Below are 15,919 nucleotides of genomic sequence, written 5' to 3'. Positions count from 1 at the left end.
GCGTGAGACTAGTTGTTATCGATTGACTAGACAGGTTAAAAGAATAAATGAGGAAAACCAGGAGGATGAGCCAAAAGCTCTATTCTCCTGGTTTAATATTACTTATTATTTTTTTCGTGAACGAACAAAGGAATAGAGCAGATAGAGTCCAAGGACTACTCCCATGACAAAGAATAGTAGGGCGATATTGCCGGCATAGTGGCTATTGTTTTGGGAAACGATAAAGCCGGATGAGATGATTATTGCTGACAAAATGAGGGCTGTAACAATTCGGTTAATGATCTGATTAAGTTCTTTAGTTAACTCTTTAACTTCGCGCATGGAGATATTTATTGTCGTACGGCCCTTAATGAACTCAGAGAGGGCCTGGTTGGCTTGCTGGGGGAGAGAAATACCCGACCGCAATAAACGAGTTGATTCGCGAAGCAAGTGATCCTTGTTAAATAAACGACTCTGCTCTAATAAGGAGTGATGGAAGGTAAAATCCATAAAAATAGACATAAAATCAAATTCAGGATTCAAGGATTCGCAGATGCCTTCTAGGATAATCACGGTTTTACTTAATTGGACGAACTTAGTGGGAAAAGTTAACTTATATTTTAAGGCAGTTTTCATGACTTCTTGAAAAATTTCCCCCATATCAATCGCCTCCAGGCCAGTGGTGAGGTAACGCTCAAATAACCACTGAACATCCTTATACAGGCTATACTGGTCAGTGATCCGAGGCCCTTTGCAGATGATCTGTAGGAGGCGGACTAATTCATCAATATCCTTAAAAGCTAGGGCCTCTAATAAATTAATTAATAATTTTTGATCGGAGTAGGAGAGTGTCCCCATCATTCCTAGGTCAATAAAATAAATTTTTTCCTGACTAATGAGAATATTGCCGGGGTGGGGATCGGCATGGTAAAAACCATCCTCAAATACCTGGTAAAGAAAAGAATAGACCAGCTTTTCGGCGATATTATTCAAGTCATAGCCCATTTGTTTTAACTTTGAGACATTGCCAATAGAAACCCCCGCAATATAGTCCATAACCAATACTTTGTGGGTGGTTAAATCACCATAATAGTTGGGAACGCCTATCAAGGAACGCTTTTCATGGTTGCTTTGGAAACGTCGCATATTATTTGCTTCATTTAAGAAATCCATCTCTAAAAGACTTTGCTGGCGAATTTCTCGGAGAATAGCCACTGGATTGGAGATAATATTGGTGAAAATAGTAGGGACTTTATTGATAACGTGAATGAATAAATCAATATCGGAGATTAATTGCTCTTTGATTTGGGGACGCTGGATTTTAACCACGACCTCTTGACCAGTTTGTAATTGGGCCCGGTGGATTTGGGCAATCGATCCAGTAGCTAGGGCTTCTTTAGCAAAACTTGCGAAGCATTGGTCAGGAGCTTCTCCTAATTCTTCTCTAATAATTTGTTCGGCTTCTTGGTAGGAAAAGGGAGGGGCAGAGTGTTGTAGTTTTTGCAATTCTAAGATGTAAGGTTCAGAGAGGAGGTCGTTTCGAGTGGAGAGTATCTGACCAATTTTAATAAAGGAAGGCCCCAAGGCTTCAAAAGCCTGTCTTAAATTTTTAGCACTTTCCTGGACATCCAATTTTTTAAAACTGCGCTGGTAAACTTCTCCAAAACCAAAGTTAGCTAAAACTTGAATGATTTCACTTAAGCGATGTGTTCTATTTGCCATGCGATCACTTCCTAAAAAAGATGGGTATAAATAATTACTCGGCCCAGTCTTGTTCTAGTAAAAGCAAAAAGTTCTCAATGAGCTGATTAACTCTTGACTGACGTCTAAGCCAAATATTTATCCTTGAATTCTGATTAATCAGTTATTTTCTATGGCGATTCAGCCTTATGAAAAAACGCTTACCCTTAGATAAGCGTTAAGAAAACATTTTCTTAGATCTCATTTAATTTTTCTGATAACTGATTCACTTGGTCAGATAAATTATCAACTTGTACTTGCAAGGATTCGATTTGTTCTGAAAGCGATTGTTTTTGAGTTCGGTCGGTAAAGCTCCGCTTTAAGTCTTCAGTCAGTTCTTTACCTTCTTGGACGGTTATTTGTCCCTTATCAATGGCCTGTTTGATCATTTCTTGAGCTTTTTCTAAGGTTAGGCTAGTACCACCGACAGCAGCTAAAAATAATTTTTTTAGATTATCCATAATTACATTGCCCCTTTTAATTAGTCATCAACAAAAGTAAATAATAATTTTTCTTCTTCTTCATCGTAGTCAACTTCTAGAGAGTGATCATTGTAAAACCAAGCATCATCTTCTTCAGCAAAGAAGGTGATGCCGTCGATTGTTTCACTTACCAGGACTTTTTGTGGTTGACTGACTTGAACCATTACCGACACACCTTCATGAATGTTGGTTTTTCCATAGACCTTACTGGTGAAACGGACAGCATCCCCGGAACCTAGATCCATATCTTCTTTGAAAAACTTTAATGCCTGATCACTAATTCGAATTTGCATATTTTCACTCCCCTGTATCTTTAAACTAGCTCCATTATAGATGAAAAGAGAATACTTGACTAGTCAAAGGCTTGGGGGTCAAAATGCCTGAGTTTATTAGAGCTTTTCTTATTTTATTATTTATTTATAGGACAGTTAAATGCTATAATGGAAGTCGATATATTCTAAATGTTCAAGTACAATTTTGTGAAGAAGGGGTTCAATGGCAGCGTCTTATCAAAAAGATATTATTATCAGTCAAGATCAATGTGATCAAGAAGGTCGTATTCAAATTAAGAGCCTCATTGCTCTCTTTTTAGCCCTCTCTGCTGACCACGATCAAGCCTTAAAGCAGGCCGGACTTTGGTCGTTGGACTCGCGTTATATCTGGGTAATCGTTGAAAATCACTTAAGTATTAACCGTCTAGCAGAATGTAATGAATCTGTCACTGTGACCACAGAGTTGACAGGAGCTAACGCCTTCTTTGTAAAAAGAAGCTTTAGCTTAGTTGATCAAGATAGAGCCCTTTTAGCCAAGTGTACCATGGTATATACTTTGATTGATTTTGTCAGTCGTCAAATCGAGCGGGTTGATACGCACTCCTTAGATGCCAAGCTAGGGATTGATGTTAGCAAGCGCATTCGTTTGAATAAAATTAAGTTTTCACCAAGAGAAGATGCCGATTTGCTGACTGAATTCTTGGTTGATCATCAAGCGATTGATCAGAATAAGCATGTTAACAATTTAGTTTATTTGGATTGGATATTTAGGCAAGTGGGTCAAGAATTTATAGAGAGCTGGCAGGTGAAAGATTTGATCATCAGCTATAAACACGAGCTTTATGAAGGGGATCGCGGCTGGTTAAAATCAGAAATCAACCAAGCAGGCGATAAGCAGTTATTGACCAAGCATAAGATAGTATCCTTTGATGATAATATTCATGCAAGTGTTGAAATATCTTGGAATAGAAAAGACTAGTAAGGGGTTTAGGGAATGGCTTTCAATAATATGTATCATATTATTGACCGGGACGATTGGCATGCTTATCGTAACGAAATTACATCTGATATTAATGTGAAATTAACTGAGAAGCAATTAGAGGCCTTGCTGGCTTTTAATGACCATCTGACTTTAGAAGATGCTAATGATATTTATCAGCCTCTCACACAATTAATTAGTATATACTTTAAAAATTATCAAAGGTTGATTAGTGAACGCAATCAATTTTTAGGAATCAATGATAAAATACCACCTTTTATTATTGGCATATCGGGAAGTGTTGCCGTTGGTAAAAGTACTACGGCGCGTCTATTGCAACTCTTTTTATCGCAATTTTTTCCCTATTTAGATGTTGAATTAATTACTACCGATGGCTTTTTGTATCCTAATGAGCAATTAGAACATTGGGATCTAATGCACCGTAAGGGCTTTCCGGAAAGCTATGATATGCATGAATTAAAGAAGTTTTTCATGGCTGTCAAGAGCAATAAGCAGCGGCTCAAAGTCCCTTTGTACTCTCATGAGAGTTATGACCGGATTAATGCCTATCGAGAAATTAAATCGCCCCATATTCTTATTGTTGAGGGGATCAATGTTTTACAATTCGTTGGATCAGACCAGTTTTTTATTGGTGAATATGCTGATCTGTCTATTTATGTTGATGCCGATACTGAATTAATTGAAAAATGGTATATGGAACGTTTTATTTTACTTCGTGAAAATGCCTTGAAAGACCCCGACCACTATAACCAACGATATAGTAAGATGTCATTAGACGATGCTTTACGTTCAGCTAAACGGACTTGGGAAAACATTAATTTAGTTAACTTGGAAGACTATATTTTACCCACTCGAGATCGGGCAGACATAGTTATTCACAAAATTGAAAATCACTATATTGATTCAATTAGAATGCGACGCTATTAGGAGAAATGAAAAATGAATTTTGAAAAGAATTGGATAAAAGTTTTTAGTGGAATAGCCATTCTTTTGGCGGTCCTTTGGATAATGAATAATTTAAATATTATCAGTAATTTTATGGGCCAAATTCAAAATGTAATTAGTCCATTTTTAGTTGGGGCAGCAATTGCCTTTATTCTATCGATTCCGGTAAATTATATTGAAAAATACTTAAAAAGATTCGATTATTTTAAAAGACATCGGAAAACTTTGCGTGGCTTAGCCATTGTCCTTTCCTTGATTCTCATCGTCTTATTGATATACTTTTTAATCTTCTTAGTCTTACCTGATTTTGAAGATACGATCACTTCATTTATTTCTATCGTGCCTACAACCATTAGTCAAGTCATCTCTAAGGTCATGCGTTTTATTGACCGTCATCCTGAATTAGTGACTTATATCCAACAATTGGATATCAATTTAAATAATTTAGCCCAAAGAGCCATCGCCTTCGTGCAATCCTTAGCTACCAATTTGCTTTCACAAACCTTTACCATCGGTATTGGCCTGGTGAATAGTCTGTTTAACTTATTTATTTCTTTGGTTTTTGGGATTACTGTGGTTTCGGCCAAGGAAACTTTAACCAGACAAGTAAAGAAAGTCATCTATGCCATTTGTAATTTACCTTGGGCAAATTACCTAGTCAATGTGGGAAAGTTAGCCAATGATGTTTTCACTAATTTTGTTAGTGGCCAGGTTCTTGAAGCTTTTATACTTGGAATTATGGTTTATATTGGCATGTTAATTTGTCATTTTCCATATGCTTTAACTATTTCAGTGATAATGGGGGCTTCAGGTTTGATTCCTATTTTTGGAGCAATCTTCGGAGCAGTTGCTGGGGCCTTGCTAATCGTTGTGACTAGTCCGACCAAAGCGATCCTATTTATTATTTTTATAACTGTTGTGCAACAACTGGAAGGAAATATTATTTACCCTCGTGTTGTTGGGGGGAGCGTTGGTTTACCTGGTTTGTGGACTTTGGTCGCTGTGACTGTCGGCGGTGCCTTCTTTGGCTTACCAGGAATGTTACTCAGTGTCCCTACGGTATCGGTAATATACCAACTCACAGCAGCCACCATTAATCATCGACTCTATCTGAAAGAATTAGATATCGAAACCTGGAGCGCAGAAATTGATCCTAAATAAGAGAAAGAGGCTGGAACAAAAATTCCAGCCTTTTCTTATGCAATATTTTGTTGGTTTTTAGTGAAGCTAGCAGCAAGAAAACTTATAGTCATCGTTATTAAAGAATGAATTCGCTAATAGCCCATGTGAATTTCTGCGGCACTTTCTTGGTTAAATTGACTATTGTAAAGATCTGCATAGAAACCGCCTTTAGCCATGAGACTATCATGGTTACCGTGTTCGATAATATCACCATTTTTCATGACTAGTATAACGTCGGCATTACGGATGGTTGATAGGCGGTGGGCAATGACGAAGCTGGTGCGGTTTTCCATGATGCGGTCCATTGCAGATTGAATTAATTGCTCTAAGCGAGTATCAACCGAGGAAGTTGCCTCATCGAGAATAAGAATATCAGGATCAGATACGATCGCTCGGGCGATGGTCATGAGTTGTTTTTGACCTAGAGAAACATTACTTCCTTCTTCGTTAATTTCCATATCATAGCCACCAGGTAGGGTACGGATAAAATGATCAACATTGGCTATCTTAGCAGCATCAATCACTTCATAATCACTGGCTTCTAAATCACCAAGGCGAATATTTTCACGGATAGTATCTGTATAGAGCCAAGCATCTTGTAAGACCATCCCAATATGGTTTCTCAAATCATGTCGGCTGATGTCTTTGATATTAATGCCATCAATCTTAATGGCCCCGTCCAGGACATCGTAGAAACGCATGAGCAGGTTAATCAGGGTGGTTTTACCTGCTCCAGTTGGGCCAACAATGGCAACTGTTTGACCAGGTTCTACGGTAAAGGAGACATCGTGCATTAAGATATTATCCTCATCATAGGCAAATTTCACATGGTTAAAGCTAACTTGTCCTTTAATTGTTAGAGGAAGATGTTCAGACACTGGTTTTTGGTAAACCTCTTCTTCGCCAAGGAAGGTGAAGATTCGCTGACTGGCCGCTACAGCACTTTGAATCACTCCGATGAGTTGGGTGATGGTTTGGATGGGTTGGTTAATTTGCCAGACATATTGGACAAAGGCTTGTAAGTTACCAATGGTTAATTGTTGGATAAAGACGAAATAAGCACCGAGACCAGTGATTACAATATAGGCTAAATTAGAAATAAAGCTTAGGATGGGTTGGAGGATTTCAGCTAAGAATGCGGCTTTAAAGCCAACTTCTTGCAGATTTTGATTACGTTTTTCAAATTCATCAACCGACTCATTTTCTTTGTTATAGACTTTTATTTCGGTATAGCCGGATAATTGCTCTTGGGTATAGCCAAAGAGGTGTCCCAAAGCATCTGCTTGTTTTTTAAAGATTGGTTGGGAGTAATTCAAAATCGATTTTGCACTCAAGTAAGTAATAGGCATAGAGATGACACTAACCAAGGCCAGCTTCCAATGCAATATAAACATACTGATTAAGGCAAAACTAATTTGTAAAACGCCGGTTAATAGGGGAAGAACTGATTGCTGGAGGGCGTTGGATAAGGTATCTACATCGTTAGTCATTCGGCTAAGAATATCTCCCGTTTGATTCTTGTCGAAATAGGAAACTGCTAGGCGATTTGCTTTATGACTAATGGCATTACGCAAATCATAAATCGAATGCTGCACGACATCAGTTAACCAGTATTGACTGAGGTAAAAAGAACCATGGTAGAAGATTCCCCGTAGAAAGTAGAGGGCCATGATCTTTAATAAGTAGTCATAGTTAATCCCAGCTCCTGGCACATTATTCATGATGGCTAATATATTTTTAGAGATTTCAGTAATTGCTAAGCCTAGGACAATCGGTTCAAGGACATTTGATAGACATAGAACGATTGTACAAATAACACTTAAACTGAACTTAAAGCGGTAGGGAGAAATAAAGTGCCAGAGACTCTTCATTAATTGACGATTATTCTCCATATTCTAATTCCTCCTTGGTAAGTTGTGACGAAGCAATTTCATAATATAGCGGAGAGGACTTTAAGAGTTCCTTGTGGGTGCCTTTCGCGGCTATTTGACCATGATCTAAAACGATAATTTGATCAGCATTGATGATGGTGCCGACTCGTTGGGCAATAATAATCGTTGTCGCGTCTTTCGTTTCTTCCTTAAGCGCTTGGCGTACAGCAGCGTCAGTTTTATAATCCAGAGCGGAAAAACTATCATCAAATATATATATTTCCCGGTCCCCAATAATTGAACGGGCAATGGATAGGCGTTGGCGCTGGCCACCTGATAGATTAGTGCCGCCTTCGGTCAATTCGGTATGGTAACGAGTCGCCAGCCGATTGATAAATTCACTAGCCTGTGCGATCGAAGTCGCGTGGTCCATGTCTTCCTCGTCAGCATCAAATTTACCATAGCGGAGGTTGGTGGCAATCTGACCAGAGAAGAGATTGGCCTTTTGAGGGGTATAACCAATCTTTGAACGTAATACTTGCAAATCTAAGTCGCGGATATTGATACCATCGAGCTTAATTTCACCATTGGAGACATCGTAGAAACGAGGGATTAACTTCACAATGGTTGATTTTCCTGAACCTGTAGAACCGATAAAGGCGATGGTTTCACCAGCTTTTGAAGAAAAACTAATATCTCTTAGAACTGGTTCGTCTGCATCCGGATAGGCAAAATCGACATGGTTAAACTCTAAGCGCCCACTACCATCAGTCTCCATAATCGGATTTTCAGGGTGAGGGACGGTTATTGGTGTATGCATGACTTCATCGAGTCGCCCTGCTGAAACAACTGCTCGTGGATACATCATGAAAATATTAGCAAAAATGGTTAAGGAGAAGAGGGCTAGCCATACGTACTCAATAAAGGCAACTAAGGTCCCTACTTGAACACTCCCCCTAGCGGCAAAACCGGCACCAAACCAGACGATTAATATGATAGTAATATTCATGATTAAAGAAAAGAGAGAGGGCGTAATGGCCATGGTTTTAAACAGGCGACTAGAGTATTGTCGGTAAGTATGGTTGACTTCTTCAAAACGTTCTTCGAAAAATTGTTCCCGGTTAAAGGCACGAACGACTCGAGTACCAGTAATATTTTCTCTGAGAATCCGGTTAATACTATCTAAAGTTTTTTGTTGGGCACGAGAAATTGGTAAGGTTAGCCAGGCTATAATGATAATCATGGCCACTATCATGGGGGCCACGGGGAAAACATACAAACCTAATTCGGGCGAAGTCCGTGTAATCATATAAATACTAATAATGATCATCACTGGTGCAGTTGCCAAAGTCCTAAGAGTCATTTGAGTAAACTGCATGAGGATAAAAGCATCGGAAGTCATCCGGTTGGTTAAAGAGGGTACCCCGTAATCTTGAAACTCGTGATGAGAAAGCTTAAGCATTTTTTTAAATAAATCATTACGTAAATTCATTGTCATCATGGTTGACAACTTACTAATAAAATAAGAGCCAAAAATCTGTCCAGCAATGCCTAAACAAGAAATAAAGAGCATAATTGCTAGGAAAAAGTAAAGGTTGGATAAGTCACCTGGTATTAAAGCGTTATCAATAATCATTGCTAACATGGTTGGTAAACCTAGGTTAACCACTGAAAACATCAACATACCCAGGAAGATAAATACTAACTCTTTCTTAAAGGGTTTGATATAAGACCAAATATATTTCATAAAAACTCCCCTCAATAGATAAACTATTTACCATCATAAAAGACGATAGAAAAATTAGACAATAATTGTTTTCACACTAAATATATAATAAAAAAAGAAACATTGATAGCCCCATTTATCTGCCTTTCAGTCTAGGATTATGCCTAACTTTGGGGCCTTTTTTATTGTAGTCAACTCAAGGACCGGGCGAACGTATTTGATCGAGCGGGAGTGTATCAGATTTGATCGAAAGATAGATTATCATTTTTAACTTAAAACTATTGATTTTTAGGTCGACCCTAACTAATATTAAGTCAATAAAAAATATAACTTACAAAAAATTAGTTAAACTTCAGCTTTATTTAATTGGGAAATTGGAGTTTTACTAGTAAGGAGGAAAACAAAATGAGTAAGAAGGAATTAGTAAAAACAGTCTTTGATGGCCATCAAGCTGAGCGGACGCCGGTTGGTTTCTGGCACCACTTTGTAGAAGATGTTTACCATGCTAATGCGTTGAAAAATGATCAAATCAAACCAGCTAATTTAGCTGGCCACCAACAATTTCTTAAGGACATTGAGCCTGACTATATAAAGATAATGACCGATGGTTATTTTCAATATCCTAATGAAAAGTTACAAAATGCTGAGCATTTATCGGAAGTTGGAGAAATTGAACCGCTAGCAAATGATGATCCTTGGATTCAAGAACAAATTCAGTTTGCCAAGGAGGTCGAAGCCCTACATAATAACCAATTGTATAGTTTTTATAATATTTTCGGTCCATTAACTACCTTCAAAATTTTATATGATGACCAAGATGAACGTGTCAGCCGTTTCTATCAGGAAGATCCTGAACTTTTCGCAAAAATTTTAAAAGTCATTGCGGGAGATATTCAAAAGGTCATTGAAGGGATCTTATCAGAGACTACCGTTGATGGCATTTATTATTCTACCCAAGATTTACAAACCGATGATTTCACTGACAAAGACTTCATTGAACTGGTTAAGCCATTAGATACTGCTTTATTAAATCGTGCTAAAGAACTTAAACCTCACCATATCCTCCATGTTTGTGGTTACTTAGGCGCCCATAACCGATTAGAAAAATTTGCTGACTATCCAGCCAGTGCGGTTAATTGGGCAACTGGGCCGGAAAAATTATCAATTGAAGACGGCAAGAAGATTTTTAAAGATAAGGTTGTTGTGGGTGGTTTCCAAAATACAGCAGATGACCTCATTTACAAGGGAACAGAAGAAGAAATTAAAGCTTATACCAAGCAATTAATTAAAGAAGCTGGCGATACGCCTTATGTGATTGGTGCAGATTGTACCATTCCAGCAGATACACCAAGAGAACATTTTGAATGGGTTCGCCAAGCAAGTATAGAGGAGGCAGCTGAAAATGAAAAATAAAAAATTATTTATCGGTATTTTAGTGGCGGTAGTCGTTGTATTAGCAAGCTTCTTAATCAGAAACCGGAGTAATGAACCAAGTAAAGAAAATGCACGTAATGTGAAGGTTGCTTTTTGGCAGAATTATTATCCCTATAATTTCGTGAATGATAAGGGCGAAGCCGATGGGTATGAGGTTGCCGTTTTTAGAGAAGTTGAAAAGAAGTTGCCTCAGTACCACTTTGACTTTGTCCCCACATCTAATGAAGACTTACTCATTGGCTTAGAGTCAGGCAAGTATGACGCAGGGATTAAGGGATGCTGGTATACCGATGAGCGGGCTAAGAAGTTTATTATTCCTAAAAACTATCATGGGGCGAGTGTGATTGGGTTGACCATTCGTTCTGAAGATAAGGATAAATATAAAAACATCGATGATTTCGCTAAGGCAAAGGGAAGATTAGTTCCTATTTCCCCACAAAACGGTCAATATGATGTGATTCAAGATTATAATCAAAAGAATCCTGATCATCCTATTGATTTGGTTCCTGCTGATCAATTTGACTTATCCGATGCCTATGGTTGGGTGCTTGAAGGACGTTACGATGCTTACTTCTCTATTGACCTATCCTATAAAAAGTCTGTAGAAGATGAAGATGGTCCTTACCATGATAAAGCTGATCAATTGACCTACGTGACTTATAAAGGGATTCCAATCTATCCTTTATTTGAACGGACTGATGAAAATGAACAATTAGTCAAGGATTATGATCAAGCGATTAAAGAACTCCGTGAAGATGGTACTTTAGAAAAATTATCTCAACAATACTTAAATAAAAATGTATTTGATTATATTAAAGATTAAAAATGGCAATCTGATGTAAGACGAGGATGTGTTACTTAGCCCTGATTAAGTCTAGATGAAATGAAGTCTTCTGAATAATTATTTTCAGAGTAAGCAGTCAGTTCAATCTAAGTTAGCAGGGCTATTGCCATTCACTGACTAGTGTAGAAAGGAGATAATATGGTTAATTTTGATGTAAAATCCATATTCCCTTTATTTAAGGAATTGATACCATTTATACCAGTATCATTATTTATATTAATTATTGCCTTTACCCTTGGCAATTTACTAGGAGTTATTCTAGCTTATGGCTTAGAGGCAAAGCAAAGATGGTATCAGCAAATAACGAAGACTTATATATTTATTATGCGCTGTACGCCACCGATAGTGATGATATTTCTAGTGTTTTATGGTTTACCCCAGCTATTGAAGTGGTGGCTTAAGATTAACATTCATGATTTCTCACAAGCAGTCTTTGTCATTATTGCCTTAACTTTGCTATATGGAGCCAATATTTCTGTTGTGTTCAAAGCAAGTTATGATGCGGTCAATAAGGGGCAAAGGGAGGCTGGCTTAGCTTTGGGCCTGTCAGAAGCTAGGACTTTCTTTAGAATCATACTACCTCAAGCCTTAAGGATTGCCCTACCAAATATTGGTAACTCGACGGTTTCTTTATTAAAAAACACTGCCCTAGCTTATACCATTGGATTAATTGATGTCATGGGGGCAGGGCAATTATTTATTAATCGAAATATGGGTAATTTTTCCTTAGAAACTGATTTGGCCGTAGCCATTATCTATTGGATTATTGCTGGATTAATTATGGTTTCTATTCATCTATTAGAAAAAGAAATTTCTAAAGGGGAGGTATAGGGCGATGAATTGGGATTTTATTATTGATACATTTTTTGCTTCCTTAAAAGGAATTCCTGTGACCCTTAGTATTATGCTGGTAGCGATAATATTTTCTATCGCCCCTGCTTTATTGTTTGCCTTAGCTTTACAGAGGGAGCTGCCAGTCATTAGTAAGTTTATTCAAGTTTACTTAGCGACTATACGCGCTACTCCCTTAATTGTTCTTATTCTGTTCTTTTACAGTTTATTGCCTAGCCTTTTAAATCAATTCACCAATTTAATTCATGTTAAGGTAGACGTCTTTAATTTTAATCCGATTATCTATGCCTACATCATCTTCTCCTTAATTGCGCTAGCATCCTTAACCGAGATCTTTCGGTCTGCCTTAATGGCTGTTGATTATGGCCAGTGGGAAGCAGCCTTAAGTGCCGGTTTAAGTCCTTGGAAAAGTTTTGAAAGAATTATTTTTCCACAATTGCTTAAAGTCGCTCTACCTTCATTTATTAATTTGATTATTGAACTGGTTAAGGGAACTTCTTTAGTCTTTGTGATGACGGTGCAAGATATCACAGCTATTGCTAAGACGGCAGCCGCTTATTCCTATAATTTTACCAGTGCTTATATTGTTATCTTTGTTATTTATTTAATACTTTGTGGCTTAATTCAATATCTTGGACAGGTCATTAATAAGTATTATCTATCCCATGCCTAGGAGTGATTAATGATGTTAAATGTTAAAAATATCCACAAATCCTTTCTTGGTCAAAAAATATTGAAAGGAATCGATTTAACGGTTGATTCTGGAGATGTGATTGCTATTCTGGGCCCTAGTGGGTCAGGAAAGACCACCCTTTTACGGTGTTTAAATTTCTTAGAAAAGGCAGATCATGGTGAATTTGGCCTTTTAGGAGAGCATTATGACTTAAGCAAAATTACTCGAAAAGAGATTTTGAAAATCAGACAACATATTGGTTTTGTTTTTCAAAATTATAATTTGTTTAATAATAAAACGGTTTTAGAAAACCTGCTAGAACCACTGGTTACAGCGCGAGGCTGGGCAAAGGATGAAGCAGTTGCTCGAAGTGAAGAAATCCTTGACTGGGTAGGGATGGCTAAACTCAAGGATCGTTATCCTAATCAACTCTCGGGAGGACAACAACAAAGAGTAGGAATCGCTAGAGCAATCGCACCTAGTCCTGATCTCATCCTGTTTGATGAACCGACTTCAGCTTTAGACCCGGAATTAGTCGATGGGGTTTTAAATATTATGACTGAACTCGCGAAAAAGGGAACTACCATGGTCGTTGTGACCCATGAAATGTCCTTTGCTAAGAATGTTGCTGATCATATTATATTTATGGAGCAGGGAGAAGTGATTGAAGAGGGCGATCCTTACAGTTTCTTTAACGCTAAGAAAAATCAGAGAGTTCATAAGTTTCTCAATGTCTTAGATCGCTTTTAAAATAATGAGTTTATCAGAGGGCCGCAATAGCTTATTCGATTAGCTATTGCGGCTTTTTTGTTGAAATATTTCAAGCTCATAGTCTGAACTCGTTATATTCGTTTCTTGTGATCACAATTTATTAGTTAAGAATGGACAAGCTTGATCGAAAGAAGAAAGGAAAAAATTCTTGCTTTTTAAGCGCTATTTGTACTAATATAAAGTAAGTAAATATCACTTACAAAAAGTTAGTACTTTTTACAAGTTATCTAAAAATTTTCAAGTAAGTGATGAGTAAATTTCACTTTGGGAGGAAATATTTATGAGTAAGAAAGACCTATTAAAGAGCGTGTTGAATAAAGAAAAAACACATCGCACTCCAGTCGGCTTCTGGCATCATTTCCTGGCAGATGAACACCACTCTGACGCATTAGAAAATAAGAACTATAAGATAGAAAATTTAAAAGGCCATGAGCAATTTATCAAGGAAGTTCAGCCAGACTACATCAAAATTATGACGGATGGCTATTTCCTATATCCTAATGAGGACTTACGCACTGCCGAAAGCCTGGCTGATGTCCCATCGATCCAATCCCTGGGGAAAGACCATCCTTGGATTAGAGAACAGGTTCAATTTGCCAAAGAGGTTGAAGACTTACATCATGATGAGCTTTATAGCTTCTACAATATTTTTGGCCCATTGACTACCTGGAAATTCCTTTATGATGAACGTGATGAACGCTTAGGCCGCTTTTTCCAAGAAAACCCTGAATATTTTGCTGAAATCCTAAGAGTTATTGCTGAAGATATCCGTTCAGTGATTGAAGGAGTCTTATCTGAAACGACTGTTGATGGGATCTATTATTCGACCCAAGATTTGCAAACGGACGTTTTCACAGACCAAGACTTCAAAAATTTGGTTAAACCATTGGATATTTCCTTACTTGAGACAGCTGAACAGATCAAAGACCACCATATTTTACACATTTGTGGTTTCTCTGGAGCTCATAACCAATTAGAGAAATTCCTCGATTATCCTGCTACAGCAGTTAATTGGGCAACTCAGTCAGAACATTTACCAATAAGCGAGGGTAAAAAACTCTTTAAAGACCGGGTGATTGTGGGGGGGTTCCCCAATACAGCAAATGACTTGATCTATCAGGGCTCAGAGCAAGAAATTAAAGATTATACCAAGGAATTGATAAAAGAGGCAGCCGATCTTTCCTATATTTTAGGAGCAGATTGCACAATTCCTAAAGATACACCAACCGAACACTTGGAATGGGTGCGACAAGCAAGTAGAGAAGTAGGTGTGGATAATGAAGAATAAGAAAATACTGGGTGGAATTATTGCCGTAGCGGTGGTCTTATTAATTACTTTTTTGGTGCGAAACCGTGATGAAGAGACTAGCGCTGACAACCAGCGTACGGTAAAAGTCGCTATCCAACAAAATTACTATCCCTATAACTTTGTTAACGAAAATGGGGAAGCAGACGGCTATGAAGTGGCTGTTTTTAAAGAACTGGAAAAGAAATTACCCCAATATCATTTTGAATTTATTCCAACTTCTAATGAAGACTTACTTATTGGTTTAGAATCGGGAAAATATAATGCCGGGATTAAAGGCAGTTGGTATACAGAGGAGCGAGCGAAGAAATTCATCATCCCTGAAAACTATCATGGGGCCAGTGTCATTGGTTTGACCATTCGAGCAGAAGATAAGGATAAGTACCAAAGTATCGATGATTTTGCCAAAGATGGCGGTAAATTGGTGCCGATCTCTCCGCAAAACGCCCAATATGCGGTGATCCAAGAGTATAATGAAAAGAATCCTGACCATCCCATCGACCTAGTGGCAGCGGATCAATTCGACCTGTCAGATGCTTACGGTTGGGTCCTTGAAGGGCGTTACGATGCTTATTTTTCAATCGATCTTTCCTATCAAAATTCGGTAGAAAGTGAAGATGGCCCTTATCATGATAAGGCTGACCAATTAGCTTATATTCCTTATAAAGGAATCCCTATTTATCCTTTGTTTGAACGCACAGAAGAAAATGAGCAGCTGGCTAAAGACTATGATGTAGCTATCAAAGAATTGCGTCAGGATGGTACTCTATCCAAACTATCAGAAAAATATTTAGGCAAAGATGTCTTTGAATATGTAGAAGACTAGCACTCATGGCTGAAGA

General features: G+C 37.9%; 15 protein-coding genes. 10 read left to right on the top strand and 5 right to left on the bottom strand.

Annotation, left to right across the window (positions count from 1 at the left end; genetic code table 11):
• Positions 1-105: 105 nt before the first annotated feature.
• The 3 genes from JFU01_RS01995 to JFU01_RS01985 all read right to left on the bottom strand — a co-directional run bounded on the left by JFU01_RS01995 (position 106) and on the right by JFU01_RS01985 (position 2,494).
• Positions 106-1,701 carry an ABC1 kinase family protein gene (locus tag JFU01_RS01995; RefSeq protein WP_195855644.1) on the bottom strand — a complete coding sequence of 532 codons (1,596 nt, stop codon included), beginning with the start codon at positions 1,699-1,701 and terminating at the stop codon, positions 106-108.
• A gap of 212 nt (positions 1,702-1,913) precedes the next feature.
• Positions 1,914-2,180, bottom strand: a complete 267-nt coding sequence (locus tag JFU01_RS01990) for a hypothetical protein (RefSeq protein WP_013668728.1) — start codon at positions 2,178-2,180, stop codon at positions 1,914-1,916.
• A gap of 20 nt (positions 2,181-2,200) precedes the next feature.
• Positions 2,201-2,494: a HesB/YadR/YfhF family protein gene (locus JFU01_RS01985; RefSeq protein WP_070558076.1), complete on the bottom strand. Its 294-nt coding sequence runs from the start codon at positions 2,492-2,494 to the stop codon at positions 2,201-2,203.
• 202 nt (positions 2,495-2,696) lie between these two features.
• Here JFU01_RS01985 and JFU01_RS01980 point away from each other — a divergent pair, with 202 nt between their 5' ends.
• The 3 genes from JFU01_RS01980 to JFU01_RS01970 are packed head-to-tail and all read left to right on the top strand — an operon-like array spanning position 2,697 to position 5,579.
• On the top strand, positions 2,697-3,452 hold the full coding sequence (locus JFU01_RS01980; RefSeq protein ID WP_195855643.1) for an acyl-[acyl-carrier-protein] thioesterase: 756 nt from the start codon (positions 2,697-2,699) through the stop codon (positions 3,450-3,452).
• 15 nt (positions 3,453-3,467) lie between these two features.
• On the top strand, positions 3,468-4,400 hold the full coding sequence (gene coaA, locus JFU01_RS01975) for a type I pantothenate kinase (RefSeq protein WP_195855642.1): 933 nt from the start codon (positions 3,468-3,470) through the stop codon (positions 4,398-4,400).
• Positions 4,401-4,412: 12 nt separating this feature from the next.
• On the top strand, positions 4,413-5,579 hold the full coding sequence (locus JFU01_RS01970; protein ID WP_195855641.1) for an AI-2E family transporter: 1,167 nt from the start codon (positions 4,413-4,415) through the stop codon (positions 5,577-5,579).
• A gap of 113 nt (positions 5,580-5,692) precedes the next feature.
• Here the strand turns inward: JFU01_RS01970 and JFU01_RS01965 are convergent, their stop codons facing one another.
• A complete protein-coding gene (locus JFU01_RS01965; RefSeq protein WP_195855640.1) occupies positions 5,693-7,492 on the bottom strand; it encodes an ABC transporter ATP-binding protein in 1,800 nt (599 codons plus the stop codon).
• On the bottom strand, positions 7,482-9,218 hold the full coding sequence (locus JFU01_RS01960) for an ABC transporter ATP-binding protein (protein WP_195855639.1): 1,737 nt from the start codon (positions 9,216-9,218) through the stop codon (positions 7,482-7,484). Before JFU01_RS01960 ends, JFU01_RS01965 begins: the two co-directional genes overlap by 11 nt.
• Positions 9,219-9,602: 384 nt before the next feature.
• Between JFU01_RS01960 and JFU01_RS01955 the strand changes: the two genes are divergently transcribed.
• From JFU01_RS01955 to JFU01_RS01925, 7 genes are all read left to right on the top strand, one after another.
• Positions 9,603-10,610: a uroporphyrinogen decarboxylase family protein gene (locus JFU01_RS01955; RefSeq protein WP_195855638.1), complete on the top strand. Its 1,008-nt coding sequence runs from the start codon at positions 9,603-9,605 to the stop codon at positions 10,608-10,610.
• Entirely contained in the window at positions 10,600-11,454 is an 855-nt protein-coding gene (locus JFU01_RS01950) for a transporter substrate-binding domain-containing protein (RefSeq protein ID WP_060778139.1), read from the top strand. The genes JFU01_RS01955 and JFU01_RS01950 overlap by 11 nt, the downstream gene beginning before the upstream one ends.
• A gap of 159 nt (positions 11,455-11,613) precedes the next feature.
• On the top strand, positions 11,614-12,306 hold the full coding sequence (locus JFU01_RS01945; protein WP_195855637.1) for an amino acid ABC transporter permease: 693 nt from the start codon (positions 11,614-11,616) through the stop codon (positions 12,304-12,306).
• A gap of 4 nt (positions 12,307-12,310) precedes the next feature.
• Positions 12,311-13,000 carry an amino acid ABC transporter permease gene (locus tag JFU01_RS01940; protein ID WP_195855636.1) on the top strand — a complete coding sequence of 230 codons (690 nt, stop codon included), beginning with the start codon at positions 12,311-12,313 and terminating at the stop codon, positions 12,998-13,000.
• A 12-nt stretch (positions 13,001-13,012) separates the two neighbouring features.
• Positions 13,013-13,750: an amino acid ABC transporter ATP-binding protein gene (locus JFU01_RS01935; RefSeq protein ID WP_195855635.1), complete on the top strand. Its 738-nt coding sequence runs from the start codon at positions 13,013-13,015 to the stop codon at positions 13,748-13,750.
• A gap of 301 nt (positions 13,751-14,051) precedes the next feature.
• On the top strand, positions 14,052-15,059 hold the full coding sequence (locus JFU01_RS01930) for a uroporphyrinogen decarboxylase family protein (protein WP_195855634.1): 1,008 nt from the start codon (positions 14,052-14,054) through the stop codon (positions 15,057-15,059).
• Positions 15,046-15,903, top strand: a complete 858-nt coding sequence (locus JFU01_RS01925) for a transporter substrate-binding domain-containing protein (protein WP_195855704.1) — start codon at positions 15,046-15,048, stop codon at positions 15,901-15,903. The genes JFU01_RS01930 and JFU01_RS01925 overlap by 14 nt, the downstream gene beginning before the upstream one ends.
• The last annotated feature ends 16 nt before the right edge of the window (positions 15,904-15,919 follow it).

This window comes from Aerococcus sp. Group 2, from assembly GCF_905125285.1.
Taxonomy (GTDB): domain Bacteria; phylum Bacillota; class Bacilli; order Lactobacillales; family Aerococcaceae; genus Aerococcus; species Aerococcus urinae_E.
This window is presented reverse-complemented; position numbering and strand designations above follow the sequence as displayed.

Excerpts from the sequence above, each read along its gene's own strand:
- JFU01_RS01995 (WP_195855644.1), bottom strand. The coding sequence starts at position 1,701 with ATGGCAAATAGAACACATCGCTTAAGTGAAATCATTCAAGTTTTAGCT.
- JFU01_RS01990 (WP_013668728.1), bottom strand. The coding sequence starts at position 2,180 with ATGGATAATCTAAAAAAATTATTTTTAGCTGCTGTCGGTGGTACTAGC.
- JFU01_RS01985 (WP_070558076.1), bottom strand. The coding sequence starts at position 2,494 with ATGCAAATTCGAATTAGTGATCAGGCATTAAAGTTTTTCAAAGAAGAT.
- JFU01_RS01980 (WP_195855643.1), top strand. The coding sequence starts at position 2,697 with ATGGCAGCGTCTTATCAAAAAGATATTATTATCAGTCAAGATCAATGT.
- coaA (WP_195855642.1), top strand. The coding sequence starts at position 3,468 with ATGGCTTTCAATAATATGTATCATATTATTGACCGGGACGATTGGCAT.
- JFU01_RS01970 (WP_195855641.1), top strand. The coding sequence starts at position 4,413 with ATGAATTTTGAAAAGAATTGGATAAAAGTTTTTAGTGGAATAGCCATT.
- JFU01_RS01965 (WP_195855640.1), bottom strand. The coding sequence starts at position 7,492 with ATGGAGAATAATCGTCAATTAATGAAGAGTCTCTGGCACTTTATTTCT.
- JFU01_RS01960 (WP_195855639.1), bottom strand. The coding sequence starts at position 9,218 with ATGAAATATATTTGGTCTTATATCAAACCCTTTAAGAAAGAGTTAGTA.
- JFU01_RS01955 (WP_195855638.1), top strand. The coding sequence starts at position 9,603 with ATGAGTAAGAAGGAATTAGTAAAAACAGTCTTTGATGGCCATCAAGCT.
- JFU01_RS01950 (WP_060778139.1), top strand. The coding sequence starts at position 10,600 with ATGAAAAATAAAAAATTATTTATCGGTATTTTAGTGGCGGTAGTCGTT.
- JFU01_RS01945 (WP_195855637.1), top strand. The coding sequence starts at position 11,614 with ATGGTTAATTTTGATGTAAAATCCATATTCCCTTTATTTAAGGAATTG.
- JFU01_RS01940 (WP_195855636.1), top strand. The coding sequence starts at position 12,311 with ATGAATTGGGATTTTATTATTGATACATTTTTTGCTTCCTTAAAAGGA.
- JFU01_RS01935 (WP_195855635.1), top strand. The coding sequence starts at position 13,013 with ATGTTAAATGTTAAAAATATCCACAAATCCTTTCTTGGTCAAAAAATA.
- JFU01_RS01930 (WP_195855634.1), top strand. The coding sequence starts at position 14,052 with ATGAGTAAGAAAGACCTATTAAAGAGCGTGTTGAATAAAGAAAAAACA.